This window comes from Pseudomonas sp. GM30 (assembly GCF_000282275.2).
Lineage (GTDB): Bacteria > Pseudomonadota > Gammaproteobacteria > Pseudomonadales > Pseudomonadaceae > Aquipseudomonas.
Genome location: NZ_AKJP02000026.1, coordinates 358557 through 382188, shown reverse-complemented (window position 1 = coordinate 382188; position 23632 = coordinate 358557). Strand labels below are relative to the sequence as shown.

Here is a 23632-nt window from a genome sequence, read left to right as displayed (position 1 = left end):
ATGGCAAAGTTCACACTCGCCCGGAATCCAACCTTCAATCACGTCGTCATGCTGCCAACGGTTGGCGGTGACCCGGTCAGCGTTGAGTTCGAATTCAAATATCGCGATCGCACCGAACTGGCCGGGCTCTACGCGGAGTGGGGTGAGCGTCACAAGGTGCTCAAGGAGAAAGCGGGAGAGGCCGGCATTGAGCAGTTCACGGCTTTGCTGATTGATCTGCAGGTCGAGCAGCTGAAGGCGATTGTCGCCGGCTGGGATATTGCCGAAGAGTTCACCGACGAAAACCTGCGCATCCTGGTCAAATCAATCGCCGCCACGCCGGGCGCGGTGCTGGCCGCTTATTCCGATGCCTTCAGCAACGCACGCTTGGGAAACTCCTAAGCGTCTCCCGCAAGCTGTACGAGCCGGGGCCGTCAGCCGAATCGCTGGCGGCCTTCGGCCTTTCTCTTCGTGACATACCCGATGAGATCTGTGAGGTCTGGCCTGATGTCTGGCAAGCCTTCAAGGTCTTCGAGGCCATGGGCACCCAGTGGCGTACAGGCGCGTGCGGCGCTACCGGACTCGATTACACGTCAATTCGCCATGTCGCCGGCTTTCTCGGCCTTACCCGGTCGGAGGTCGCCGACGTCTTTCCAGACATCCGTGTCATGGAAGCCGAAGCCCTGCGGGTGATGGCGGAACAGAGGGACAGTAAATGAGCACCACCTTCGCGTCCCTCGGTATCGAGGTGAACTCCTCGTCGGCATCCAAGGCGGCTGACGATCTCGACAAGCTGGTCGACTCGGCAGTTGATGCCGAAAAGGCGATTGACGATCTCGGCAAGTCGGGCGAAGGCCTGGCCAACACCGGCAAGAAGATCAGCCAGGCCGAGAACGAGGCTGCTCAGAGCATCGACAAGGCCACGGGCGCCAAAGAGCGCCAAGTCGATGCCAGCCGCAAGGCAGGTGCCAGCGCGGCCAGTGAAATCGCAATCATCAGCCAGCTCGACAAGGCGATGTCCGGCAACATCGGCAGCATGGAGCAACTGATCCAGGCTGAAGGCTTGCTGGAGCGCGCTCGCAAGGGCGGTCTCGTCACCATCGAGCAGCAGGAGTCCTATCAGGATCGGCTTGGCAAGGCGTATGAGCGGATCGAGAAAGCCGAAGCCAAGGAGATGGCGCAGAAGCAGCGGCTGATCGACGCTGAAAACCGTCAGATCGAAGCGTTGAAGCGCACGGTCAACGGCATCGACCCGGTCACTGCGAAGTTGGCAAAGCTGGAGGCACAGGAGAAAGCGCTCAATGATCTGTACAAGGCCGGCCAGATCGACGCGGCCCGTTACGGTGAGGCGCTGGCGAAGATCGGCAAAGACCGTGACGGCCTGACCGCGACGGAAACTGCATTCGACAAGCTGAAGCTCGGCACCCGCCAGGCGCAAGAAAACGTGATGCAGTTGACAAACGCCCTGCAGTCTGGGGATTGGGGTAGTGGTGCGCGGGCTGTTGCTCAGTTGGGGGCTGGTGCGGGAGCGTCCGCCAAGAGCTTGGCCGCAGCACTGATTCCTGCCGGTTTGCTAGCTGGCGTCCTCGGCGCGCTGGGCTATGCCTACTTTGACGCACAGAAACAGGCCCGCGAGTTCAACGTCGCCATCAACGGCGGATCGAACGATGCCGGGCAGAGCATTGCCAGCCTCAAGGTTATGGCTGAATCCGCTGGGGCGATCACTGAGAACTTTGCTGGCGCTCGCGAGGCGGTGATTGCGCTGGCTTCTGGTGCCGCTACCAGCGGCGTCCAAATGCAGAACCTGGCTCAGGCCGCCGCAGCAATAGGTGAAGTGACAGGAAAGGGCGCTGGAGACATCGCCAAATCGCTCGCGAATGCCGGTGACACCGCTACAGAAGCCGCCGAGAAGATCAGCGACCAGTATGGGCTGCTTACCTACGAGCAGTACCAGACGATCAAGGCGATTGATGATCAGGGAGACCATCAGCGAGCACTGGACGTCCTCAGTGAAGATCTCAATCAGTCGGCCCTGGAGCGCTTGAAGAACTACCGCGAATCCCTGTCTGACATCGAGCGTGACTGGGATCGGGTGAAAGTGGCGATCAAGGGTGCCTATGCTGAAGTCCGGTCTGAGATATTTCCCGACCTGGCCAAGCAGATCGAAATCACCCAGCGTGTGCTGGATACCCGAAAGGGTGGTGGTGTTGCCGGTGCGCTATCCAATGGGCTCAGTTGGCTGAACTCTTCGCTGGGGCTGGACGACGGGGAGAATGACGACTCAACTCCGGCACTGGAAGCCAAGCTTGCAGGGCTGAAGGCGCGTTTGTCAGCAAGCGAAAGCAACACTGCCGCCGCTGGCGAGGAAACGCGGGCGAACAAGGAATTGATCGCTGTCCAGAAGGAACTGGACAAGCAAATGGACAACCTGAACCCGCTCGCAAAGCGTGAGGAGGCCTACAAAAAGCTCAACGATCAGTTCACTACCCTCTATCAAAACGCAGAAAAGACAGGTCAAAAGTCCGCGCTGCTGGATGGTGTTCAGTTTGACGGGAAGAAGTTTTCCGGTGGTGCCTACGACAAGCTGCGCAAGGCAATCGACGAGCAGAAAAAGGACCCAAAAGCAGCCGCGGGTAGCGTCGATCTATCCGGTTTCAATGACTCGAAAAATGCGCTCAATACCGTGCTCGCCGAGTACAAAAATGCTCAGAAGGATCTGGAGGCTTCGCAAAAGGCCGGTCTGATCTCGCAGGCTGATTATTTGCAAGCGCGTGAAGCCATGATCGGCAACGAGCGCGACGAAGTTACTGCCGCGTATGAGGCTGAGATCGCCGCACTGGAAGCGGCGAAGAGTAAAGCCGGCACATCGGCCGCGCAGCGCATCCAGCTTGACCAGAAAATCGCCGACGCCCGGGCCGCCATGGTCAAGGTACAGCAGGATGCTGACACCGAACTGAGCGTGCTGGCAAAGAACGAAGAGGGCCGGCTGAAGAAACAGACTGAGGCCGTCAACACCTATAGCAGCGCGCTGCAGCAACAAGTCAAAACTCTGCGTGAGCAGGGCCAGCGTGCGGCGGCGGGCATCGGCCTGGGAGATCGTCAGCGCGATCTGATGAGCCAACAGAACGGCATCGACGATCGCTTCAATCAGCAGAAGCTAGATCTGGCGAATCAGTACGGCGATGGCTCGCGCGGCATGAGCCTCGACGAATACACGCAGAAGCTGGCGGCATTGAAGGCCACTCAGCAGGACCTGCACGATACGGTTCAAGCCAACTACGACGAGATGACAGCAGCCCAGGGCGACTGGAGTGCCGGAGCCTCGTCGGCATGGCAGAACTATCTCGAGTCAGCGCAGAACGCCGCGGGGCAGACGAAAAGCCTGCTCACCAATGCGTTCAGTTCGGCAGAGGACGCTGTAGCGAGTTTCGCCATCAACGGCAAGTTCTCTTTTTCTGACTTCACCAAGTCGGTGTTGGCGGATATGGCGAAGATCGCTACCCGACAGGCCACGTCTCAAGGGCTCAGTGCTCTATTCGGCGTTGCTGCATCTGCGGCGGGTTCTTACTTCGGTAGCGGTGGCAATGGATTGGCCGCTGGATCTGCCGGTGCCGTGTCTTCAGATCTCGGAGCATCGCAGGCCGGCTACACGGGGTTTGATCTCTCCGGATATCGGGCTGCTGGCGGGCCTGTTGCGCCGAACTCTCTTTACGAAGTCAACGAACTGGGGCCTGAGCTTTACAACGAGGGCGGCCGGTCGTTTCTGATGACTGGTGCCAACGGCGGTAGCGTCACGCCGTTGACTACCGGTGGCGGGCCTGCACTGGCCGCAATGTCCAGTGGTGGGGGCAACACGTACAACTTCCCGGTGGCGGTCTCGGTGCAGACATCCGGGAGCGACGGAGCGGGTGTTTCGCAAGAGACAACCAACCAGCTTGGCAAGAGCATCCAGCAGGCCGCCAAAACTGAAGCGGAAACTGCAATTGCCAGAGCGTTGCAGCCGGGCGGCTCAATCTGGCGCCTGACAAATGGGAGGGCCTAATGACCATTGAGAAATTCACCTGGCCAACCGAGCGCGGGGAAACACCCGAGATCTCGTATCGGGTGCGCACCTCGAAGTTTGGCAACGGCTACGCGCAGAACGTCGGTGACGGCCCGAACAACAAAGAGGACTCCTATCCAGTTACCTGCGTCGGCCAGAAGGCGGTGGTGCAGCAGATCATGGCGTTCCTCGACCGGCACGCCGGGGCGAAGGCGTTTCTCTGGACAACGCCGCTCGGCGAGCTCGGGCTTTTCACCTGCAAAAATCCCGCGCCCACACCCATGGGCGGAGGGGTCTTCAAACTCACTGCCACGTTCGAGCGGGCATTCCAACCATAAGGGGCAATCATGCCGCTGATCAGTGACATCCAGGTGCTTGAACCTGGCAGCGAAGTGCTGCTCTTTGAATTGGACGGCACGGACTATGGTGCGGACGTGCTGCGCTTCCACGGGCACGCGATTCCGCACACGGCGGCCGAGCTGATCGCCGCCGGCGACAATGCAGATCAGCTGCCGGCGAAGGCCATCTACTGGCAGGGCAACGAGTACAGCGCCTGGCCGATGCAGATCGACGGCATCGAGGCGAACGGCGATGGCACTGCTGTTCGGCCCACACTGTCGGTCGGCAACGTCAACGGGCGCATCACGGCGTTGTGCCTCGCGTTCGAGGATCTACTCGAGTTCAAGCTGACGATGCGTCACACGCTGGGCACGTACCTCGACGCGGCGAACTTCCCGGCCGGGAATCCTAAGGCAGATCCGACCCAGGAGACGATCGAGGTCTGGTACATCGACCAGAAGACGAACGAGGACGGGGAAACGGTCAGCTGGGAGTTGGCCAGCCCGGGCGACGTCGGTAACGAGTCCATCGGCCGGCAGGCCACGACGCTGTGCCACTGGTGCCTCACCGGCGGCTATCGCGGGCCGAACTGTGGCTACACCGGGCGATACGTGACCAAGGACGGCGCCGTTACCGACAACCCAGAACTGGACGAGTGTGACGCCACGCTGGGCAAGGGCTGCATTCCGCGCTTCGGCGAGGGCAACCCGCTGCCTTTCGGCGGCTTCCCGGCCGTTTCGCTGATCGCACGGAGCTGATATGCGCAAACACATATTGAACGCGATCCAGGCACACGCGGCCGCCGAGTATCCGAAAGAGTGCTGCGGACTGCTCCTGGGCATCGGTCGCAAACAGCAGTATTACCCGTGCCGCAACGTTTCGACCGAGCCGAACGAGGAGTTTCGCATCGACCCGGAGGAGTACGCCCAAGCCGAAGACATCGGCGAAGTAATCGGCGTAGTTCATTCGCATCCGGACGCCACCAGCCGGCCTTCGCCGCGCGATCTCGCCATGTGCGAAGCGACTGCATTGCCATGGCACATCCTGAGTTGGCCCGAAGGCGATCTTCGGACGGTCATGCCGGCCGGTGAGGTGCCGCTGCTAAAGCGGCCTTTCGTACACGGCGCCTGGGACTGCTGGCAGGTTTGCGCAGACTGGTACAAACGCGAGTGGGGGCTTGAGTTCGAGGCCTTCAAACGCGCAGATGGCTGGTGGGAGAACAAGGAAAACACCAGTCTGTACGAGGCGAACTACGAGGCCGCGGGCTTCTACCGCGTGGATCAGCCACAGCGCGGCGACATGATCGTGATGGAAGTGGGGCGCACCGTGTATCCAAACCACGCCGGGATCTTCCTCGGCGCTGACCCGGCGCTGCCAGGTGAGGACGCGACGACGTTCGGCCCTGGGCCGTTCCTGCTGCACCACCTGTACGGCAGACCCTCCGAGGTCATCGTTTTCGGCGGACCATGGCTCGACCGCACGCGCCTGGTGCTGCGCCACAAGGACTCCCGGTGATATCGTGGGCCATTTCCACAGGAGTGACCTGCATGAAATTGATCGTAGGAGCGTTGGCGGTAGCGCTTCTGTTGGGTGCTCCCACAAAAGGCAACCACTTGATAATCGTGACCCTTGCTTAGATTTCGGCCCCCCTGAAAGCTCAGGTTTTAAAGCTTGCTTAGATCGTCGAGCCCAAGCTCTGAAGGACCTGCTTGAGGGCACTTGTAGAAAACAGTATCAAATAGTTTTCGATTAGAAGGTCGATCCCTGACTCGAAATCACAAGCGCAACTGGAATTGGTATTGGAGCGCTGGCGCTGCCTGCTTCAGCCAATCTGCAATCGGAGCTGTAAATGGATCTGTCTCGCTTAAACGAACTCCTTTTCGAAAACAATTGCGTAGCTGCGATGAAGCTCGAAATGGTGGATTTTAAGTACAGCCTCAGCCTCACTATGTCCTCCTCGGAAGACCCAGAAACAGAGGGTGTGACGGCTGTTTTTCATGATGTCAGCTCACTGAATCTAAGCGGCTTCGGCGGCGGACTAACCCAATTCACGGATCTCGTCGTAACTCGCATCGACCGCGGTCTGGATAGAATCCGGTACGAGCTAAGGGATATTGAGGACAAAAAAATTTCGTTCTATTTCTTCACCTTCAGCGTACGAGACCATAAGGAGTAAATATGCGGATTTTGATAGGGGCGTTGGCGGTAGCGCTGTTGGCGGGGTGCTCGTCGCCCGGAGATGTGAAGAAGAACGATCCGACCATCAGCGCATCCACCAGTAAATCAGCCAAGAAGTACGCTCTGTGCGTATTCCCGAAATGGCAGGAGCAGCGCTCCACTTCGACCATGTCTGAGACAGAGAACGGCTACCGGCTGGTTGTTGCCACTGACATGATGACCGATGAGGTGCTTGAAGTTTCCAGCGCTGGAACAGGCAGCAAAGTCGCACTGTACCAGCGGTTGCCGTGGTCAAAAATGTGGGGCCGCGCGGCACTTGAGGCAGCAGTTCGCGAGTGCCTGTAAACCGAGCAATTCATCAAAACCGCCAATTGGCGGTTTTTTTCGCTAGGAGATAGCCCATGGCGGCCGTGGCAATTTCTAAACCATCAATGACCACCATTCTTTTATCTGGCCCGCTGGCAAGGCTATTCGGACGCGTGCATTACCGAGAGCTTGGCAGTAAATCGGTCGGCGAAGCATTCCAGGCATTGAAATGCACAATCGACGGGTTTGAAGGGGCGATCAAGGATCTGGATCGGCGCGGTATGCGATTCGCGATTTTCCGAAATCGGAAAAATGTGGGCGAAAAAGATTTTGCACTCGGGGGCGCTCAGGAAATTCGAATTGTTCCGGTTATTTCAGGAAGCAAGCGAGCTGGCGTACTTCAAACAATCATCGGCGTCGTACTGATTGCCGCATCATTTTTTGCCGGCGGCGCTGGTCCATCTCTGTTCTCGGCTGGTCTGGCAATGACTGCCGGCGGCGTGATTCAAATGCTCAGTCCCCAAGCGTCAGGTCTGAAGCAAAGCGCATCCCCAGAAAATGCCCCGTCGTATGCCTTTGGCAGCGCCAAGAACACCACGGCAAGCGGCAACCCGGTACCGATCTGCATCGGCGAACGCCGGTGGGGCGGGATGATCATCTCGGCGTCGATTTTGGCGGAGGATAAGGTATAGGCCAATTGGCCTACTATATGAACTATTGAATTGAGTCTCACGTGTGAGACTTAAGTTGCAGTATAGATAAAGCCAAATCCTCTCACTATGACTACAAAAGCAAAAGCCCCAGGCGTTCGCAGCGCGCTGGGGCTTTTTCACATCCACCCCTTGAGTAAGCAAGGAGTCAGACGTTGCCTGATCTTAAACCATTGGTAGGAATTATGAGTACCTCTATCCAGAAATATGGCCTTTGGCCGACCGTTGGCGCTTTCTGCATTTGTGCATTCGCCGTAGGAGTGGCCGGTTTTATATGGCACACACCGAAGCTGATCGCAGCTCTGGTCAAGTAGTCCAACTCTTCAAATAACCCACCGCCCCCGAGGCGGTTTTTTTATGCCTGGAGGAAAGCATGGGCGCAGCGCAACAGATCGAGATCCACGGCGAGAAGGGCGGCAGCAGCAAGCCGAAGTCGCCGGTCGAAGCCAGCGATAGCCTGCGCTCGACCAACCTTGCGAAATTGCTGATCGCCGTGGGCGAGGGCGAGTTCGACAGCGTCCCGACCGATTACGACATCTACCTGGACAACACGCCGATCCGCGATGCCAGCGGCAATTACAACTTTCCGAACGTGAGGTGGGACTGGCGCCCGGGCTCAGTGGATCAGACCTACATCCCGGGCATTCCGTCCGTGGAAAACGAGACCTCGCTGAACATTGAGCTGCGCAGCGATTCGACGTGGGTGCGCTCGATCACCAACACCCAGCTTTCCGCCGTGCGCATGCGTTTGGCGTGGCCGGCGCTGCAACGCTCCGATGACCAGGGCAATGTCGGCGGCTACCGCATCGAGTACGCCATTGACGTGGCCACCGACGGCGGCGCTTATCAGCAGGTGCTGGTGGATGCTGTCGACGGCAAGACCACCACACGCTACGAACGCTCCCGCCGGATTGACCTGCCGACCGCCACCACGGGCTGGCAGATCCGAGTGCGCCGCCTGACGCCGAACCAGAACAGCAACAAGGTCGCCGACACCATGCTGGTGGCCGGGTATACCGAAGTCATCGACGCCAAGCTGCGCTACCCGAACACAGCGCTGCTCTACATCGAGTTCGACGCTGAGCAGTTCACCAACATCCCGGCGGTCACCATGAAGTGCAAGGCCCGGCGCTGGATGGTGCCGAGCAACTACGACCCGGTTCAGCGCACCTACACCGGGACGTGGGATGGCTCGATGAAATCGGCCTGGACCAACAACCCGGCGTGGATCACCTACGGCATTTGCACCGAAGACCGCTTCGGCCTGGGCAAGCGCATAAAGTCGTTCATGGTCGACAAGTGGGAGCTGTATCGGATCGCCCAGTATTGCGACCAGATGGTGCCCAATGGCGTGGGTGGCCAGGAGCCGCGCTTTCTTTGCGACATGAACCTGCAGGGCAAGGCCGACGCCTGGTCGCTGCTGCGCGATATCTCGGCAGTTTATCGGGGCATGACCTACTGGGCGCAAGGCCAGTTGGTGATGCAGGCCGACATGCCGCGCGCGCAGGACTTCGACTATGTCTTCACCCGGGCCAACGTGATCGACGGCAAATTCTCGTATGGCAGCGCCTCGGCGAAGACCAGGTACACCCGGGCGCTGGTCAGTTACGACAACCCGGCGAACAACTACGACACCGACGTCATCCCGTTCGCGGATCTGGATCTGCAGCGCCGGTATGGCGACCGGCCGACCGAGCTGAGCGCCATTGGCTGCACCCGCGCCTCCGAGGCCCAGCGCCGCGGCAAGTGGGCGATCTTGAGCAACAACCAAGACCGCACCGTGTCGTTCAAGACTGGTATGGAGGGCGTGATTCCGCTGCCTGGCCACATTATCCCGGTGGCTGACTCGTTGCTGGCGGGCCGAGAAGTCGGCGGGCGGATCTCGTCAGCGGCTGGCCGCGTGGTCACGCTTGATCGCGATACCCAGGCCAAAGCCGGTGATCGGTTGATCATCAACCTGCCGGGCGGCCGCGCCGAAGGGCGTACTGTGCAGAGCGTCAACGGCCGCGCCGTAACCGTGACCGTTGCTTACAGCGAGCCACCGGTGGCGCAGTTGCAATGGGCGCTCGACGCTGACGACCTGGCAATTCCGCTATACCGCGTGCTGCGTACCAAGCGCACCCCCGAGGGCGACTTCGAGATCAGCGCGCTGCAGTTCGAGCCGAGCAAGTTCGCACACATCGACACCGGTGCTCGCTTGGAAGAACGGCCGATCAGCGTGATTCCGATCACCGTGGTTCCGGCGCCGGCGAGTGCGTCCCTCACGTCGACTTCGTCTGTGGTACAGGGTTTGGCCGTGGCCACCATGACCATCAGCTGGCCCGCCGTGGATGGCGCGGTCGGCTACGACGTCGAATGGCGCAAGGACAGCGGCAACTGGATCAAGCTACAGCGCACCGGGATGACTAACGCCGACGTGGTCGGCATTTATGCTGGCGCTTACTTGGCTCGCGTCCGCGCGGTGAGCGCCTTCGACATCTCGTCGATCTGGCGCAACTCGATCCTGACCAACCTCAGCGGGAAGCAGGGGTTGCCACCGGCGCTGGCGTATCTCAAAACGATCAGCAAGGTCTACGGCATTGGACTGGAGTGGGGTTTCCCACCTGGTGCGGAAGACACCCAGCGTACCGAGATTTGGAACAACAAGGTCAACGATCTGGCTACCGCTGTGAAGTTGGCGGATTTCGCCTACCCGCAATCGAATCACGAAATGCAGAACGTCGTGCCGGGTACCAGCCTGTTCTTCTGGGGCCGGCTGGTGGATCGCATCGGCAACGTCGGCCCTTGGTTTCCGGCGGTGAATGGAGTCAACGGGCAGGTAAGCATCGATCAGTCCGAATACGAGCAATACTTCCTCGGCAAAATCCAGGAGTCTGCGCTCGGCCAAAAGCTGCTTGAGGAAATCGGGAAGATTTCTGGTGACGGTGAAGACTCGGTCAATGAGCGACTTGAGCAGGCCAAGCAGGAACTGCAAGACCTGATCAGCCAAATCACCGACGCCATGGTGTATGACCCGACCAAGCCGTACAGCAAAGGCGAGGTGGTCCGGCTTGATGGGCGATTGTTCTCGGCGGTGACGGCGGTGCCAATCGGCACTGCTCCTCCGAATGCCGACTTCTGGTACGACATGGGGACGATCGCCGAAACCACCAATGCGATGGCCCTGCAAATTCAGCAGCACTCCACGCAAATTGAAACCATCGACGGCAAGGTCACTGCACAAGCCTCAACGATGCAGGCTCTACAAGCGGCCTGGAGGGAGGATGACGGTACTGGGGCAATGAGCGAGGCGCTCAAGGCGTATCAGAATACAGCCAACATCGTGACAAATGAGAAGGTGATCGCAGAGGAAAAGCGCGCGTCTGCTACGCGCTTTACCTCCATTGACGCTGCGGTAGGGAAGAACGCTGCGAATCTATCCTCGCTCGAGTCTGTTGTCGCTACTGACAAGGAAGCCACAGCCCGAAAAATCGATACGGTAACTGCAACCGCCAATGGAGCTACGGCAAAAGCTGAATTTGCCAGTACGGCTGTTTCCGGTCTTAACGGCAAGGTGTCCGCGCTCACCACCATCAAGACGTCTACTACGGTGGGCGGGCGAACGGTGATGGCGGGGCTGGCCATCGGCGTCGAAGGGCAGGAGCAGGAATCGCAGATTCTCGCGTTCGCCCAGCGCTTCGCGATTTTGGACGAGGTCAGCGGCCAGATGATTGCACCGTTCGTTGTCCAGGGCGGACAGGTGTTCATGAACACGGCGATCATCAGCCAGGCATTCATCAAGGAGTTGGTGCTTGGCATGACGCTGCGCTCTGCGGCGCTGAACAATCAGGGGCTTCCACTGCTGGAAATCAACATTCCGGCCGGAACGTTCACGCTGCGCGGCCAGTCCAGCACCGGGTACACGCTCCTGAACAACAACGGCATCTATGTGTATGACTTGAACTATATCGAGCGCGCGGCTCTCGGGAAGATGACGTGATGGATTACTACGGCGCAAGGACAAGGAACGCAGCAGGTCTGGTGACGCTGGACACATCGACGATGACAGTTCGCTCAGTCGTAACGAAGCAAATTACCGTGCCACCTATCACCAGTGACTTCACCAGCTTCATCAACATGCCGGAGATCACTGCGCAGTCATTTGTGTGCGTTACGCTGCCCGACCCCACCAATGAATCGGCGAACCTGCCGGCCGTATTCTGGTCGACGGGGCAGCTCAGGGTTCGGCGCGGGCAAGGGATGGTGCTCAACGTCTTTATCCTGACCTACCAATAGGAGGAGGGCATGGACTACGGTTTCAGGTCGCGCAATGGCCAGAACTTCTTCCAGGTCGATAGTAAGAACAGAGTGCTGAACGTGGCGGCATCTGGCACCTATACGATCGGAAAACCAGCGGCAGCTCCAGTAACAATCACACAAGCTGTCATCACTTACCCCGCACCGATAACTACCCTTGAAGCACCGCACGTTTTCCTGAACCCCTACAACCAAGGCATGTACCACTCGTTGGTTCAAATGGGAGGTCCGGGGAACTGGACGGGTTTCTATTTCAGGTTGCATCTGATGTCGCCGTTCAATAGCTCCGACTGCAGTGGACGATGGTTGGTCGCAACGTTCCGTTCGACTTCGGCGCCTAACGAATACGACCTGCGCTTGCGCAACGCTGCGGGTGAACAAATCTTTGTCGGTGCGGACAACCTTCTGATGATGACCGGGCTACCCATCAACGAAGGCTGGTCGCTCGATAATCGTGGCGGCGAGGTCTCTGGGATCTACTGGAGCGGATGCCAGATGCCGTGGACGGGGTCTTTCGATGACTATTTTTTAGCGTCCACGTTACTCGGCGGGAAAATTTACAACGGCAATACAACGCTACAGACACCATGTGGTTTTCATGCGGGCGTTCGCTCCACGCTAAACGGCTATGTGGGAGCCATGGTGAGCTCGGAGGGCGGCACTGCCAAAAACGGCAGAACTACTTTCGCTGCACGACCCGTGCGTCCGTTATGAGAACCCAAGCCCGCCAAGTGCGGGTTTTTTATCGACCAGAATTAGGATACTTCCATGCCTTGGCTTAGAGGTGGGACGGTTGCCGTCACCAATGGATCAGCGACCGTTGTCGGCACGAATGCAGATTTTGCTGCGAATGCAAAAAACGGTGATGCCTTTGTCGGCCCTGACGGTGCGACCTATGAGATTGGCAACGTCGCCAGCGCGACTGTCATTTCGATTATTCCAGCTTATAAGGGTGTAACAGCCAGTGGCGCTGCCTACGCCATCATGCCGGTGCAGGGTTATCCCAAGGCACTTGCAGACGCGTTCAGCGATATCAATCGTCAGTGGGGTGCGAAGCTTTCCGCGCTCGGCACGACCGGCAACTACGAAACTCTGCCGGTTGATAAAGGCGGGACGGGTGGAACTGACCAAGCCACAGCGCGCACTGGGCTGGGAGCAGCGAAGAGTGGCGTCAACAACGACATCACCGAACTCAATGCCGTAACCAAGGCTCTCACGGTCGCACAAGGGGGCGTGTCGAAAGGCTACATCGAGGGGCTGAATTTCACCTGGGTGTCCGGCACGCAGATCAGCATATCGCCAGGCGCAGCATATATACCGGGGCTCGCAAAAACGTTAGAGGTTAATAACACTTTGAATTTGAGCATCACTGCCGGTAGCTTGGCTTCTGACACGTTCTATTATTTGTATCTTTACAGTAATTCTGGAACGCCAGCTCTCGAATTAAGCACAACAATAGCGGATGCATATACTGGCGGAGCTGCAAGGCAGAAGTCAGGTGATCCGACACGGAGATTTCTTTTTTGCATCCGTAGCGGCTCGGGTGGAAGCTTCTTAAAGATGGTGCAGAATGGCGACGTAATGGAATACAGGAACATACTGAATGCGGCCCCCTATCGAATTGTTGCGGGCAACTCATCAACTGTTCCGTATTCTGTATATCTAATATCTATCGTTCCTCCAATTGCCAAGAGCGCCATTGTAAACTGTCACAACGCAACAGCGGGCACCGGCGGGCCAACACTCTGGATTACTGATGCCGAGTTTCAGTACTTTCTGATCAGGGGTATCGATAGCTCAACAAGGCAGGTTCTGCGAATTCCATTGGTAAATCTGAGCTTTCTTTTCTTCTTTGTATCGTCAGGTGGAAGCGCAAACTTTGACATCCTTGGTTATAGTGCGGAGAGATAGAGTATGGAAGGGTTTGTTATAACTGAGACTTCTTGGGCGCCTTATACAGAAAGTCGCGGGATTCTAGACGGTGAGACTTTTGTCGAGGAAATCCCTCAATGGTTGATTGAAAATCTTGCAAAGCTTGATGCTGAACGCGAAAGTCGTAGCCTTCTTTCTGCTCGTATGACGGTGGCGAGCGATGTAATACAGCCATTGCAGGATGATTTCGACATAGAAGAAATTAGCGATGAGAACCAGGCCAAATTGAAAGCCTGGAAGAAGTACCGTAGCGCACTGGGGAAAACCCCTGAGCGTGTAGGGTGGCCAGTTACGCCTGACTGGCCACCGCTACCTGAGGTTGGTTTAGCCTAGGGAAGGCTATACCGCCTCAGCGGATGCTGCTGGATTGGCTGTTTTTGCTTGGCGCCTAATGACATTCCTCACCGGCTCCAACCATTTGTTTGCTGACCAAGCCAGGCCGTAGGAAAGAAGCAGTATTGGGATGATGGATACAGCAACGAGGCTCAGTCCTCGACGCTGCCCATCCAACACCAGATAGCTCATTATGAAACCGACGACTCGGTGCAGCAGGAACATCGGGTATGCAAGGTCACCAAGCATTTTTCCTGAGCGCTTGAAAGTCTTTTGTAGGCTGGAGTTCGCGACGCAGTAAATAAAACTTGCCATGCAAATTAGGTTTACATAGAAAAACAGGTTGAAGCTCTTGAAGGCGAGGCCAGAGAATAACCCGCAGGCGAGAAGGTTCGCCGCCCCGATCAGAACAGATGCGCTAGCAATCGTGTGGAGCAGGGTGGGAGTCATTTTGTTTGCGAAGTCTTTGAAGAAATAAATGCAAGCTCCCATTGAGAACGGTAAAAGCGCCGCATAGAACGGGAAATAGCGTTTTGTCCAATCCATATCCATGGCAAAAGTAGCAGCATGATAGATCAGCGTCGCGATTACTGTGATAACTGCCAGTTTTTTGCTTCTGGCAACAAACAGCCACAGTATGAAATAGTTTATTAGCTCCACGCCTACCGACCAAGCTGGCGGGATCAACCTGAAGGAAGCGTCATAAAACTCGAATGGGAAAATGAATAGGTTGCCTACTACGTCTATGGCTCTGCCTGTAAATGTCCAAGCGTTATGGTATTCCTTAGCCCCAGGAATCACGACCATTGCAATAATCGTTATTATTGCTGCAACGTAATATATGGGAAAAAGTCGGAGGAACCGATTTTTCGCAAATGATGGTAAGTTGAAAGAGTACGCTTCATTTAGGACAATGGTCATTAGGTATCCGGAGATCAAATAGAATCCGAATACCGCAAAAATACCCCAATGTTCGAAGAATAGGCGACCTTCAGTCAGGTGCGCGATAACCACTAGCGCGGCTAGTCCAAATCGGTAGATCCCAAGCATTTTCGCATCCAAGCCGTATTTTAATCGGCGAATTGTATCGTTAGGTTTGCGCCTCAGCCATAAAAAACAATGGCCATAAGCCGTATTCATTACCCGCCACTGAGCGGGTATTTTTTTGCCCGGAGAAAAGTGATGCCTATAACCGAAAAAGATCGTGACATCCTCGCCCGCACACTGTGGGGTGAGGCTCGCGGAAAAGGGACGGCCGGCCAGATCGCCGTGGCCTGGACGATCCGCAACCGTGTCTTTGATGGGAAGACCAATTCGTGGTGGGGTGAGGGGTACGCTGGCGTGTGTCAGAAGCCGTACCAGTTCAGCTGCTGGAACAAGACCGACCCGAACTATCAGTTCCTGATCGGCGTGAAGCAGATCACGTTCCGCGAGCTGGCGCAGTGCCGTATTGCGGCTGACCAGGTGATCGACGGCAAGGTGCCGGATCCCACCGGGGGCGCCACGCATTACTACGCCACCAGCATCAAGGCGCCGGCTTGGTCGGCGAAGGCGAAGCAGACCTTAAAGCTTGGCGGGCATGTGTTCTTCAGGGATGTGCCGTGATGGTCGTGCCGTGGAAAGCGGTGGGCGCGCTGGCGCTGGTGCTGATCAGCGCCGGCTGCGCCTGGCAGTTTCAGGACTGGCGCTACGGCAAGCAGTTGGCCGAGCAATCCCAGCAGCACGCCGAAACGCTCAATCAACTGACCCAGGCCGCGGCCACTGCACAGCAGGCTGAGCAGGACAAACGTCTGGCGCTCGAGCAGCGGCTGGCGGACAGCGAGCAAATCCACTTCGAGAAAATGACCGATGCTCAAAAGAACCAAGATCGCCTGCGCGATCGCCTTGCCACTTCTGATCTGCGGCTGTCAGTCCTTCTCGACGCAACCGACGCTGCCAAAGGCTGTGGGGTGTCAGCCACCGCCGGCGCCGGCGGCTTGGATCATGCAGCCGTACGAGCCCGACTTGACCCAGCGCATGCTCAACGAATTATCGCCATCACCGATACCGGCGACCGAGGATTGATCGCGCTCAAGGCGTGTCAAGACTACGTCGGTGCCCTAAGATTCTGACCTATACTCCTACTCCAAGTGCAGTGGGATTGATGTCAACAGCGGATATGAGCTGAAGCTCAAGCTTTAGATCGGTGGGGGGGCATTAGCTTGGAGTCAGTTGTTTTTTTTCGCATCCAGAAGTTGTTCGTTGTGGTAGATGAACTCTGTTTTTGCGGACTTCAGGAGTTCGTGCATATGTGTTTTTTGAAGCTCGCAATTTAGTGCAGATATAGCTTCATTTTGAAGTGAGATATTTAGTTTAAGTACTGTTTTGCATAGTTCGCAAAAAATTATAAGATCTTCAAAAGATATTTCAGCTGCAAACGATGTGTGGCAGATATAGTTTGGTGCTTTTTCTCTGAGTGGGTCGGTTATAAATATTGTTTTTGCTGTTTCCATTTGAGATTTTCCGCAATGGGCGACCCAGTTGTTTCTCAGATTTAGTATTTGCTCGTGAAATGCAAAAAGATCGTCGCCAATGATTTTTCTAAGTTTTTGTTCCGGTAGTCTTGCGTTTCTGCCTTTGGCTGTGGCAAAGCATTTTCCATAGGTGATTATGCTCGACAATATAAAGTTATGCTTTATTAGGTGGTCAATATTGTTCTTGTCGTATTTTACGATATTGTTATCTTCAGGTTGTTGCTCCGCGTACAAAGATAGTGCGAACTCGATAGACGAAATGGCATGTTCTAAGTCCTTTGTTATAAGTTGATGTTCTGCAGCTTTTCGCGCAGATTTGCTAGTTAGTTCTATTGAGGGGCATGGCCGTCCTTCTCTGAGAAAAGAAACGATTAAACGATTGCTGTCATGCTGTTTGGTTTTGTTTATTTCCAGATCCGTGCGTTTTAGTGGTTCCATTTTTTATCCTGATGATCGTTGTTTTGGGCTGCCTATAACAGGTGTTATATCGTTGATATAATCGGTCACATTACCTTGATTCGCTTATGGTTTTCAGCGTAGCCCATTGGGCAGTGGCTTTTTCACGAAACCTTTTCCGGCGCAGGCCGTGCAGTCATCACGCGCACCAAAGCAATCGAGACAGGCTGGACAAATGCAGAAGGCTGCCGACTCGATATGAGGTCGAACCCTTTCAAATGTGCGCAGATCTCGCTCCTCCTGGGAGACCTGCGCCGTATCTACGAGTGCCCGATAAGCGTCTGCATCGGAAAGTGGGGGGCGGGAGACCCCTGCAATCGCCCGTTCGGTCTCGATCAGTTGGTACCGGCACCCATTCATTTCCAGCACCAAGCCAGAGATTTTCCCAATCTTTCGGGAAAGCCCCAAGGTCAGCCGTATCCCGTCCGCGTCAGAGTAAACCTTGCCGTCGTAAGGAAAAGAGGCGCCGCGTGGTTCGCCACTTTTGAAGTTGAAGATCGACCGGCTGATCGTACCCAGCAATTTCCCGTTGTCGACCTGCACGACGTCATAGGTCGATGCTCCGCGGTAATGTCCCGGCGAGTTCTGCAGCTCCTCCACGGCGTGCCAGTAGGCGGCGTTTGCCATCTCGTTCATGTCGAAGCGCTCAAGCTGATCGATCAGTCCCTCTGAATGCAGCGCCGCAGCCATATCATGGAGAGTTTCCCGGTGCCCCTCGGGGTTTTGCATGCGAAAGTCCTGGTCGTCGAGAGTCGCGCGCCATTGCTGGAGCCGAAGGGATTTGGCTTGGTCGAAATTCATGGAGGGAGATTCGCTGTACAAATGCTGTATGTATGTACAGTAATCGAGGCGTGACGAGCGAGCGAGGGTGAGGCGACGAGCTGTAGGAATTTGGACTGGTTACGGTCGGCAGAACGCCGGGGGAGGGGCGAAACACTGTAGGAAAATACAGCGCTAAGTTGTTGATTCTTATAAGTAGTAATGGCGATTTTTTACCATGAGGTTTGTGGTGTGTTTTCCTTTTATATCAGTAGGTACGTTAATTCCGAAGTCACCTTGACATGGTGGCGTGCGAAGTTGCGTGGGCTGTGTCCTGGTACTACAAGAACGACCAGCAACTGAACGTAGCGCACGACGTTTACAGTATCTTTTTTCTCTGTAATCATGAGGTTAACCCCGCAGAAGGGCCGACTCGATCGACTTTGGTTGAGTCTAAAAAAGGTGTTTACCAAATGAGTACTATTATCATTGTCCTTGTTGTTGTTTTGGCGACCGCGTGGGCGCTGTGGAATGTCGTTAGCTGGATTTACGATAAGATCTGCAGTCAGTAAACGTACACAGCTGTAGCCGACTTGCCGGCTATAATTGCAAGTATTTGAAGGCCCCTTTTTGGGGCCTTTTTTTATGAGCGCTATCGCGCGGCGAGCGAATCATCCGATGACCGGATACGAGGAGTTTTTTTTGCGCAAAACCTCCTCCGGACACTGCGTGTTTCCGTTTGCATAAGCAAAAAAAACGGTTTTTTTGCCACCACTAAAGCGGGCCGTTATCCTTATAAAACAAAAGTTTGGGTTGCTATGGTTCCCAGCTTGGGAGGCAAGTGCTTAGTTATGGTTTTACCCAGCGGTCGGTATAGAATCATTTGCTCGAAAAAACTTGACCCAGAAAGGATATTCCAATGCTGAAATTCAGTGATCTAACGCTCGGTGATCGCTTTACATTGGTGGGCGATGACCGATACCCACTACTCACAAAGGTCAGTGACCAGCAGGCCCGCTGGCACAGTTTCTATAGCATAGAAAATGAGATGTTTGGCCAAGACTCTGGGAACCTCGAAGAAGTAGGACCCGATGAAGCAGTTGAATTCATCCCGGTGGTGATTCGATAGCTTTCGAAACAGTCATGACCTTAAATCTGAAAATAGTATGCAAAATCGGCATATTGCATGACGTTTTTGAAAATGGTGTAGAGCAATTTATCTCATCAATAGGGTATATTTTTCGGACCGCAATCCTTTTAAGGTATGCGGAAACATTGACCTTGATGGCAGGCCTTCGAGCTTAATTGCGGACCAAAAAACCTATTGCAAGGCGCGGCCTGATTGATTTCAGCCCGGGACTTAAAATCCCCCGCTCGTAAGGGCGTGCCGGTTCGATTCCGGCTTCGGGCACCATGAATATCAAAGGCCTGCATGAGATTTCTCATGCAGGCCTTTATCATTTGTACCCTGCAATAGTTGGGCGCTTTATGCAATTCACTGGGTCGAAACGATCTCAAGGGAAGATGCACAGCGCATCAGAGCGGGAGCATGGATAACGTGAATCACACACCAATTGAAAACCCGGCTGAGCTCCGGGTTTTTTTGTGCCCGCCATTCGACCAAGCGCACGTCGTCTGCCAGACACCGATTCCTTGAACTAAAAGTTGACCGGTAAGTCGGGATAATGAGTCATCCCTTCATTCAGAGGTCATCCATGCGCAACTACACGATCCAATATTTGTTCGACGGCACACCCCGTACGCATCAGCTCCAACTGAATCAGTCGGAGCTTTCGGTCGCGGATGCTGCAATGCATCTGCTCGAGCTACATTTTGGCGATGGTGAGAACAGCTTGATCATGCCGAATGCGGATTCGACCGCTGAAGGGATCCTTCAGCAGGCGGATGTGATGGGAATTACTCAGGTCGAAGTGGTTACGTGAGCAAGGCCGCTCACCATTTGAATAATTTTGTGCTTATCGGCAGGCAACAAAAAGCCCGGACGTATCCGGGCTTCTCAGAGCTAACCTCAGCGCGAATTTACTTCTTCCTGTGTCCGGGCCGACGCTTTTTCCCTGCGCCGGCGAAGCCAGCTATAGAAAGCGTGAACCGGGTGTAAAAACGCCGCAAGTACGCACAGCAGCAAGATGATGAAAATGGCAATCAGCGGGAGGCTTTCGTGCGAGAACATGGTGGGGTACTCCTGTAGGCACTATGTTGGAACCCGCAGGCTAGACGCTTTGAGCCATGCTTGCGATGAACGTATGTTCATCCTCGGGCGCTTGAACTGTGCTACGGAGGGCTCACCAAAATGATCGATTCCAGAGGTGCGCAAGCGCCGGTCTTCCGTTAAGGCCGGCGCCGTGCGTGGAGTGATTACGCAGGTGTGTTTCAGCTGCGCTTGGGCAGCTTCCAGTTCGGGCGGATGAAATGGCAGGTGTAGCCATTCGGTATCCGTTCCAGGTAGTCCTGATGCTCAGGTTCCGCTTCCCAGAACGGCCCGGCAGGTTCGATTTCGGTGACTACTCGACCCGGCCACAGCCCGGAAGCGTCGACATCCGCAGCAGTGTCTTCGGCGATGTCACGTTGTTGTTCATTGAGGTAATAGATCGCCGAACGGTAGCTGGGGCCACGGTCGTTGCCTTGACGGTTGGGCGTACTTGGATCGTGGATCTGGAAGAAGAACTCAAGGATCTGCCGGTAGCTGATCACCGCCGGGTCGAAGATAATTTCGATGGCTTCAGCGTGGTTGCCGTGGTTGCGGTAGGTGGCGTTCGGTACATCGCCGCCGCTATAGCCGACTCGCGTCTGCAGCACGCCGGGATAGCGCCGCAGCAGGTCCTGCATGCCCCAGAAGCAGCCGCCGGCGAGAATCGCGGTTTCGGTTTGTCCGGTCATGATCTTTTTTGCCTCTCGGTGACTGTGGGTACGGTGCTGGTTATGAGGGCGCGTTGGCTATTTGCAAGCTTGACTCAGGGATAAGGACGGCTCGATCCGGTATTTTCAACAAAAAGCCCTGACGCTCAGGCCAGGGCATTGATGGGTTCGAGCGCTGAATTCGAGTCAGTTCACATCGAGTGATGGACTAAAAACACGACACAAGCGGTTATACAAACGCTTGCCCGAAAAAGCCCCGTGGCAGGCGCTGCGGCCCGGCCAGTGCGGTCAGGCGTTCGATCCACTCCGAACGCCAGTTAGAAGCGCGGTGATCAGCCTTGGTGTGGCGCGCCGCGCGGCGTGCGGCATTGCGCTGGGTCTTGCGTGCTTCTTTGTAGGCGTCGGTGTTGCGGCAGCTGCGGCATTTGACGCGATTGAGTTCCAGGCTGGAGGCCAGGTTGTTGCCCTTGTGACCACAAGCCAGATGTCCGTCTGTTTTGAAATGGATAACCATGAACAGTCTCCTGGGTGACGTGTACAGGTTTTGACCTCCCACGACCGCAGGCGTTCGCCGGATCGGCCGAGTGGTGCGCCCGGAGACTGTCGTTTATCGCTGTGCAGTCATCTGAAACGTGGCAATGGCCGCTCGACCGGTTGTAGCGACGACAGGGTGCTGCGGATCAGCGGTGTGTCTTTTTCGATGTCGTTCAGGCGATCGCGGATGCGCAGGGCGGTCGGATGGCCGCCTTGATGATCGACCCAGTCGGCGATTTCCTTGCAGGCCGCAGCCAGGCGAGCCTGACGGGAGTCGAGCAGGGTGAGGAGGGTGGTGATGGACTCTTTTTCGGACATGGAACACCTCCGTTCAGAAAAACCGTTGAGAGGCAGCAAAGAGCCCGCGGGCTGCGAGCTCTGTGCCGTTGGGGCGCTGGTCCGTCAGCTGCTTTGAGTATAGACCCCGCCTGTCAATTGCATCAGCCGGCCGATTGTCGCGCCGGCAGCGGCGAGCTGGCCGCATTGAGCCGTCGGCATTCGCGTCGGGCATCCTCCTCAAGATCGTAGCCATCGCCGATGAAACCGCCGGTGCGCGTGTCGTTGATCCGAAACCAGCTGCTGGCCTCGGCGGGCTCGTGCTGGCTTTCCCCGGCGCGGCGGCCGTGAATGATGATCTTGTTGCAGCGCTTCACGACAAAGATGTCTTCCATGGCGTCACCACAGCAAATGGGTGTCAGATCAACTATAGAAGCCTTGGCCAATCGTGCAAAAAATTGCCAGTCAGTTCGTCGGTTGCAGGTGCCATCCCCCGCAATACCAATCCAGGCGATGCGTCGGTTTCAACGCCTGTAGAAACTCAGGGTCGTGGGAGACCGCGACAATGGCGCCGGGAAACGTCTGCAATGCCTGTTCGAAAGCCTGAACCGATGCCAGATCCAGATGATTGCTCGGTTCATCGAGCAGCAGCAATTGCGCAGGTGTCTTGCCCCACAAGGCTACCGCCAGCGCGGCTTTCAAGCGTTCGCCGCCGCTCAGTGAAGCGCTCGCTCGGGTGACCCGTTGTGCGTCCAGTTGCAGATGAGCCAAATGCCCGCGCAATGCGCTTTCACTCAACGGACTCTGCAGCGCCAACAGTTGCTCGATGACGCTGAGGCGGTCATCCAGCAGCTTCAGATGCTGGTCCAGATAAGCCACGGGAACATGGGTGATGCATTCGCCACTGACGGGATGCAGTTGACCTGCGAGGACTCTGAGCAGCGTCGATTTGCCGCAGCCATTCGGACCATTGACGGCGACGCGCACAGGACCGCTCAGCGCGAGATTGAACGGTTGCGCCGGCAGCCATGGCAGGCGCGCATCAATCAACGAGCAGACCCTGCGCGCAGCGGGCACTGCGCTGCCGGGCAGGTTCATCAACACGGTCTCGTCCGCGAGCACTTTGGCGTAGGCATCGCGCACCCGTGTATCGAGTTCGGATTTGCGCTGCTGATGACCATGACGCACCTGGCCCATGATCTGCCTCGCAGCACCTTTCAGGCCGGCGCGCTCGAAACCGGAGACGTTGGCGGTTTTCGCATTGCGCAGTGAGCGGGCGGCATGCCGCTGGATGGTGTCGTGCTCGTTTTGCAAGCGCTGCTGCTCGCGCCGGCGCTCGGTTCGGCTCTGATCCAGCGTCGCTTGCGCCGCTGCCTGATGGATCTGTCGTTGTTGCTGGTAAGCGGAAAAATTGCCGCCGTACACCGTGACACCCAGCGGCGTCAGCTCGACGATACGTTGCATGCGCTCAAGCAATTGCCGGTCGTGACTGACGACGATCAATCCGCCGCGCCAGCGTTCCAGTTCGTTCATCAACCAGTCGCGGCCGGGGCCGTCGAGATGATTGGTCGGCTCATCCAGCACCAACAGGCGCGCCGGACTCAGAAACGCTCTGATCAACGCCAGCCGCGCCTGCTGGCCGCCGCTCAGTGGTTGGGTCAAATCCGTGGCGGCAATGTCTGGCAGACCGGCGTTATCCAGCGATTGGCGCAGACGTTCGGGCAGATCCCAGCGCTCGCCGAGGATGTCGAAGTCTTCCGCCGCCGCCGCGCCACACTGCAGCCGTTGCAATGCGCGAAGAGCGGCAGCGGTGCCGGTGGCATCGGCCACGGTCTGCCCCGCATCAGCGGTGAATGTTTGCGCGACATAGGCCAACGGAACCGAGCAGGTGACGCTGCCGGCAGTCGGTTGCAAATGTCCGGCAATCAGCTTGGCCAGCACGCTCTTGCCGACGCCGTTGCGTCCGACAATTGCAGTGTGGATGTGATCGAAATGCAGATTCAGGTCGTTGAAAATCGCCTCGCCATTGGCGAACTGAAAACTGGTTTGATTCAGGGAGACGAGGGCAGGCGTACGCGAGACGTGAGTCATCGGCACCTCCG

Annotated in this window: 27 protein-coding genes; 18 read left to right on the top strand and 9 right to left on the bottom strand. The window is 56.5% G+C overall.

Going from position 1 to position 23632, the window contains the following annotated elements; translation table 11 throughout:
* The 14 genes from PMI25_RS17400 to PMI25_RS17335 all read left to right on the top strand — a co-directional run bounded on the left by PMI25_RS17400 (position 1) and on the right by PMI25_RS17335 (position 14115).
* Complete coding sequence (locus PMI25_RS17400; protein ID WP_007964987.1) at positions 1-381, top strand: phage tail assembly chaperone; 381 nt, start codon at positions 1-3, stop codon at positions 379-381.
* Complete coding sequence (locus tag PMI25_RS17395; protein ID WP_443200890.1) at positions 303-698, top strand: DUF1799 domain-containing protein; 396 nt, start codon at positions 303-305, stop codon at positions 696-698. The genes PMI25_RS17400 and PMI25_RS17395 overlap by 79 nt, the downstream gene beginning before the upstream one ends.
* Positions 695-4021, top strand: coding sequence for a phage tail tape measure protein (locus tag PMI25_RS17390; RefSeq protein WP_007964983.1), 3327 nt, complete (start codon positions 695-697; stop codon positions 4019-4021). Before PMI25_RS17395 ends, PMI25_RS17390 begins: the two co-directional genes overlap by 4 nt.
* Positions 4021-4359 carry a phage tail protein gene (locus PMI25_RS17385; RefSeq protein WP_007964981.1) on the top strand — a complete coding sequence of 113 codons (339 nt, stop codon included), beginning with the start codon at positions 4021-4023 and terminating at the stop codon, positions 4357-4359. The genes PMI25_RS17390 and PMI25_RS17385 overlap by 1 nt, the downstream gene beginning before the upstream one ends.
* 9 nt (positions 4360-4368) lie before the next feature.
* Positions 4369-5118, top strand: coding sequence for a phage minor tail protein L (locus PMI25_RS17380; protein ID WP_007964980.1), 750 nt, complete (start codon positions 4369-4371; stop codon positions 5116-5118).
* Between the two features lies 1 nt (position 5119).
* Entirely contained in the window at positions 5120-5875 is a 756-nt protein-coding gene (locus PMI25_RS17375; protein WP_007964978.1) for a C40 family peptidase, read from the top strand.
* Positions 5876-6209: 334 nt separating this feature from the next.
* Positions 6210-6536, top strand: a complete 327-nt coding sequence (locus tag PMI25_RS17370; protein ID WP_007964974.1) for a hypothetical protein — start codon at positions 6210-6212, stop codon at positions 6534-6536.
* A gap of 2 nt (positions 6537-6538) precedes the next feature.
* Positions 6539-6883 (top strand): hypothetical protein, encoded by a 345-nt coding sequence (locus tag PMI25_RS17365; protein WP_007964971.1) that lies wholly within the window; start codon positions 6539-6541, stop codon positions 6881-6883.
* Between the two features lie 56 nt (positions 6884-6939).
* Positions 6940-7536, top strand: a complete 597-nt coding sequence (locus PMI25_RS17360; RefSeq protein WP_007964970.1) for a tail assembly protein — start codon at positions 6940-6942, stop codon at positions 7534-7536.
* 391 nt (positions 7537-7927) lie between these two features.
* A complete protein-coding gene (gene gpJ, locus PMI25_RS17355; protein ID WP_007964967.1) occupies positions 7928-11533 on the top strand; it encodes a TipJ family phage tail tip protein in 3606 nt (1201 codons plus the stop codon).
* The gene (locus PMI25_RS17350; RefSeq protein WP_007964965.1) at positions 11533-11829 is read left to right on the top strand and encodes a hypothetical protein; all 297 of its coding nucleotides are present in this window, start codon (positions 11533-11535) and stop codon (positions 11827-11829) included. Before gpJ ends, PMI25_RS17350 begins: the two co-directional genes overlap by 1 nt.
* 9 nt (positions 11830-11838) lie before the next feature.
* Entirely contained in the window at positions 11839-12564 is a 726-nt protein-coding gene (locus tag PMI25_RS27725) for a hypothetical protein (RefSeq protein ID WP_007964963.1), read from the top strand.
* 54 nt (positions 12565-12618) lie between these two features.
* Positions 12619-13761, top strand: a complete 1143-nt coding sequence (locus PMI25_RS29510) for a hypothetical protein (RefSeq protein ID WP_007964960.1) — start codon at positions 12619-12621, stop codon at positions 13759-13761.
* 3 nt (positions 13762-13764) lie between these two features.
* A complete protein-coding gene (locus PMI25_RS17335; protein ID WP_007964958.1) occupies positions 13765-14115 on the top strand; it encodes a tail fiber assembly protein in 351 nt (116 codons plus the stop codon).
* Positions 14116-14121: 6 nt separating this feature from the next.
* Here PMI25_RS17335 and PMI25_RS17330 read toward each other — a convergent pair whose 3' ends face one another.
* Entirely contained in the window at positions 14122-15255 is a 1134-nt protein-coding gene (locus PMI25_RS17330) for an acyltransferase family protein (RefSeq protein WP_081755217.1), read from the bottom strand.
* Positions 15256-15297: 42 nt separating this feature from the next.
* Between PMI25_RS17330 and PMI25_RS17325 the strand changes: the two genes are divergently transcribed.
* On the top strand, positions 15298-15720 hold the full coding sequence (locus PMI25_RS17325; RefSeq protein ID WP_007964953.1) for a cell wall hydrolase: 423 nt from the start codon (positions 15298-15300) through the stop codon (positions 15718-15720).
* Positions 15720-16226 carry a lysis system i-spanin subunit Rz gene (locus PMI25_RS17320; protein ID WP_007964951.1) on the top strand — a complete coding sequence of 169 codons (507 nt, stop codon included), beginning with the start codon at positions 15720-15722 and terminating at the stop codon, positions 16224-16226. The genes PMI25_RS17325 and PMI25_RS17320 overlap by 1 nt, the downstream gene beginning before the upstream one ends.
* Positions 16227-16322: 96 nt before the next feature.
* Here the strand turns inward: PMI25_RS17320 and PMI25_RS17315 are convergent, their stop codons facing one another.
* Positions 16323-17066 carry a hypothetical protein gene (locus PMI25_RS17315; RefSeq protein WP_007964949.1) on the bottom strand — a complete coding sequence of 248 codons (744 nt, stop codon included), beginning with the start codon at positions 17064-17066 and terminating at the stop codon, positions 16323-16325.
* Positions 17067-17159: 93 nt separating this feature from the next.
* Positions 17160-17885: a hypothetical protein gene (locus PMI25_RS17310; RefSeq protein WP_045122088.1), complete on the bottom strand. Its 726-nt coding sequence runs from the start codon at positions 17883-17885 to the stop codon at positions 17160-17162.
* An 877-nt stretch (positions 17886-18762) separates the two neighbouring features.
* On the opposite strand from PMI25_RS17310, the gene PMI25_RS17300 reads away from it, so the two are divergent.
* Both PMI25_RS17300 and PMI25_RS17295 read left to right on the top strand, forming a co-directional pair.
* A complete protein-coding gene (locus PMI25_RS17300) occupies positions 18763-18972 on the top strand; it encodes a hypothetical protein (protein ID WP_007964944.1) in 210 nt (69 codons plus the stop codon).
* A 586-nt stretch (positions 18973-19558) separates the two neighbouring features.
* Positions 19559-19786 (top strand): hypothetical protein, encoded by a 228-nt coding sequence (locus PMI25_RS17295; protein WP_007964943.1) that lies wholly within the window; start codon positions 19559-19561, stop codon positions 19784-19786.
* An 86-nt stretch (positions 19787-19872) separates the two neighbouring features.
* On the opposite strand, the gene PMI25_RS29505 is transcribed toward PMI25_RS17295, so the two are convergent.
* The 6 genes from PMI25_RS29505 to PMI25_RS17270 form a co-directional block, all read right to left on the bottom strand.
* Positions 19873-20034, bottom strand: a complete 162-nt coding sequence (locus PMI25_RS29505; RefSeq protein ID WP_007964942.1) for a hypothetical protein — start codon at positions 20032-20034, stop codon at positions 19873-19875.
* A gap of 200 nt (positions 20035-20234) precedes the next feature.
* Positions 20235-20741 (bottom strand): peptide-methionine (S)-S-oxide reductase MsrA, encoded by a 507-nt coding sequence (gene msrA, locus PMI25_RS17290; protein ID WP_007964941.1) that lies wholly within the window; start codon positions 20739-20741, stop codon positions 20235-20237.
* Positions 20742-20949: 208 nt separating this feature from the next.
* Entirely contained in the window at positions 20950-21234 is a 285-nt protein-coding gene (locus PMI25_RS17285) for a hypothetical protein (protein ID WP_007964940.1), read from the bottom strand.
* A 107-nt stretch (positions 21235-21341) separates the two neighbouring features.
* Positions 21342-21572, bottom strand: a complete 231-nt coding sequence (locus PMI25_RS17280) for a hypothetical protein (protein WP_007964939.1) — start codon at positions 21570-21572, stop codon at positions 21342-21344.
* 122 nt (positions 21573-21694) lie between these two features.
* Entirely contained in the window at positions 21695-21925 is a 231-nt protein-coding gene (locus PMI25_RS17275; protein ID WP_007964938.1) for a hypothetical protein, read from the bottom strand.
* 70 nt (positions 21926-21995) lie between these two features.
* Complete coding sequence (locus PMI25_RS17270) at positions 21996-23621, bottom strand: ABC-F family ATP-binding cassette domain-containing protein (RefSeq protein WP_007964937.1); 1626 nt, start codon at positions 23619-23621, stop codon at positions 21996-21998.
* Positions 23622-23632 lie beyond the last annotated feature (11 nt).

What these genes read in the sequence shown, in the direction of transcription:
- PMI25_RS17400 (WP_007964987.1), top strand. Translation starts at nt 1, where the DNA reads ATGGCAAAGTTCACACTCGCCCGGAATCCAACCTTCAATCACGTCGTC.
- PMI25_RS17390 (WP_007964983.1), top strand. Translation starts at nt 695, where the DNA reads ATGAGCACCACCTTCGCGTCCCTCGGTATCGAGGTGAACTCCTCGTCG.
- PMI25_RS17385 (WP_007964981.1), top strand. Translation starts at nt 4,021, where the DNA reads ATGACCATTGAGAAATTCACCTGGCCAACCGAGCGCGGGGAAACACCC.
- PMI25_RS17380 (WP_007964980.1), top strand. Translation starts at nt 4,369, where the DNA reads ATGCCGCTGATCAGTGACATCCAGGTGCTTGAACCTGGCAGCGAAGTG.
- PMI25_RS17375 (WP_007964978.1), top strand. Translation starts at nt 5,120, where the DNA reads ATGCGCAAACACATATTGAACGCGATCCAGGCACACGCGGCCGCCGAG.
- PMI25_RS17370 (WP_007964974.1), top strand. Translation starts at nt 6,210, where the DNA reads ATGGATCTGTCTCGCTTAAACGAACTCCTTTTCGAAAACAATTGCGTA.
- PMI25_RS17365 (WP_007964971.1), top strand. Translation starts at nt 6,539, where the DNA reads ATGCGGATTTTGATAGGGGCGTTGGCGGTAGCGCTGTTGGCGGGGTGC.
- PMI25_RS17360 (WP_007964970.1), top strand. Translation starts at nt 6,940, where the DNA reads ATGGCGGCCGTGGCAATTTCTAAACCATCAATGACCACCATTCTTTTA.
- gpJ (WP_007964967.1), top strand. Translation starts at nt 7,928, where the DNA reads ATGGGCGCAGCGCAACAGATCGAGATCCACGGCGAGAAGGGCGGCAGC.
- PMI25_RS17350 (WP_007964965.1), top strand. Translation starts at nt 11,533, where the DNA reads ATGGATTACTACGGCGCAAGGACAAGGAACGCAGCAGGTCTGGTGACG.
- PMI25_RS27725 (WP_007964963.1), top strand. Translation starts at nt 11,839, where the DNA reads ATGGACTACGGTTTCAGGTCGCGCAATGGCCAGAACTTCTTCCAGGTC.
- PMI25_RS29510 (WP_007964960.1), top strand. Translation starts at nt 12,619, where the DNA reads ATGCCTTGGCTTAGAGGTGGGACGGTTGCCGTCACCAATGGATCAGCG.
- PMI25_RS17335 (WP_007964958.1), top strand. Translation starts at nt 13,765, where the DNA reads ATGGAAGGGTTTGTTATAACTGAGACTTCTTGGGCGCCTTATACAGAA.
- PMI25_RS17330 (WP_081755217.1), bottom strand. Translation starts at nt 15,255, where the DNA reads ATGAATACGGCTTATGGCCATTGTTTTTTATGGCTGAGGCGCAAACCT.
- PMI25_RS17325 (WP_007964953.1), top strand. Translation starts at nt 15,298, where the DNA reads ATGCCTATAACCGAAAAAGATCGTGACATCCTCGCCCGCACACTGTGG.
- PMI25_RS17320 (WP_007964951.1), top strand. Translation starts at nt 15,720, where the DNA reads ATGGTCGTGCCGTGGAAAGCGGTGGGCGCGCTGGCGCTGGTGCTGATC.
- PMI25_RS17315 (WP_007964949.1), bottom strand. Translation starts at nt 17,066, where the DNA reads ATGGAACCACTAAAACGCACGGATCTGGAAATAAACAAAACCAAACAG.
- PMI25_RS17310 (WP_045122088.1), bottom strand. Translation starts at nt 17,885, where the DNA reads ATGAATTTCGACCAAGCCAAATCCCTTCGGCTCCAGCAATGGCGCGCG.
- PMI25_RS17300 (WP_007964944.1), top strand. Translation starts at nt 18,763, where the DNA reads ATGCTGAAATTCAGTGATCTAACGCTCGGTGATCGCTTTACATTGGTG.
- PMI25_RS17295 (WP_007964943.1), top strand. Translation starts at nt 19,559, where the DNA reads ATGCGCAACTACACGATCCAATATTTGTTCGACGGCACACCCCGTACG.
- PMI25_RS29505 (WP_007964942.1), bottom strand. Translation starts at nt 20,034, where the DNA reads ATGTTCTCGCACGAAAGCCTCCCGCTGATTGCCATTTTCATCATCTTG.
- msrA (WP_007964941.1), bottom strand. Translation starts at nt 20,741, where the DNA reads ATGACCGGACAAACCGAAACCGCGATTCTCGCCGGCGGCTGCTTCTGG.
- PMI25_RS17285 (WP_007964940.1), bottom strand. Translation starts at nt 21,234, where the DNA reads ATGGTTATCCATTTCAAAACAGACGGACATCTGGCTTGTGGTCACAAG.
- PMI25_RS17280 (WP_007964939.1), bottom strand. Translation starts at nt 21,572, where the DNA reads ATGTCCGAAAAAGAGTCCATCACCACCCTCCTCACCCTGCTCGACTCC.
- PMI25_RS17275 (WP_007964938.1), bottom strand. Translation starts at nt 21,925, where the DNA reads ATGGAAGACATCTTTGTCGTGAAGCGCTGCAACAAGATCATCATTCAC.
- PMI25_RS17270 (WP_007964937.1), bottom strand. Translation starts at nt 23,621, where the DNA reads ATGACTCACGTCTCGCGTACGCCTGCCCTCGTCTCCCTGAATCAAACC.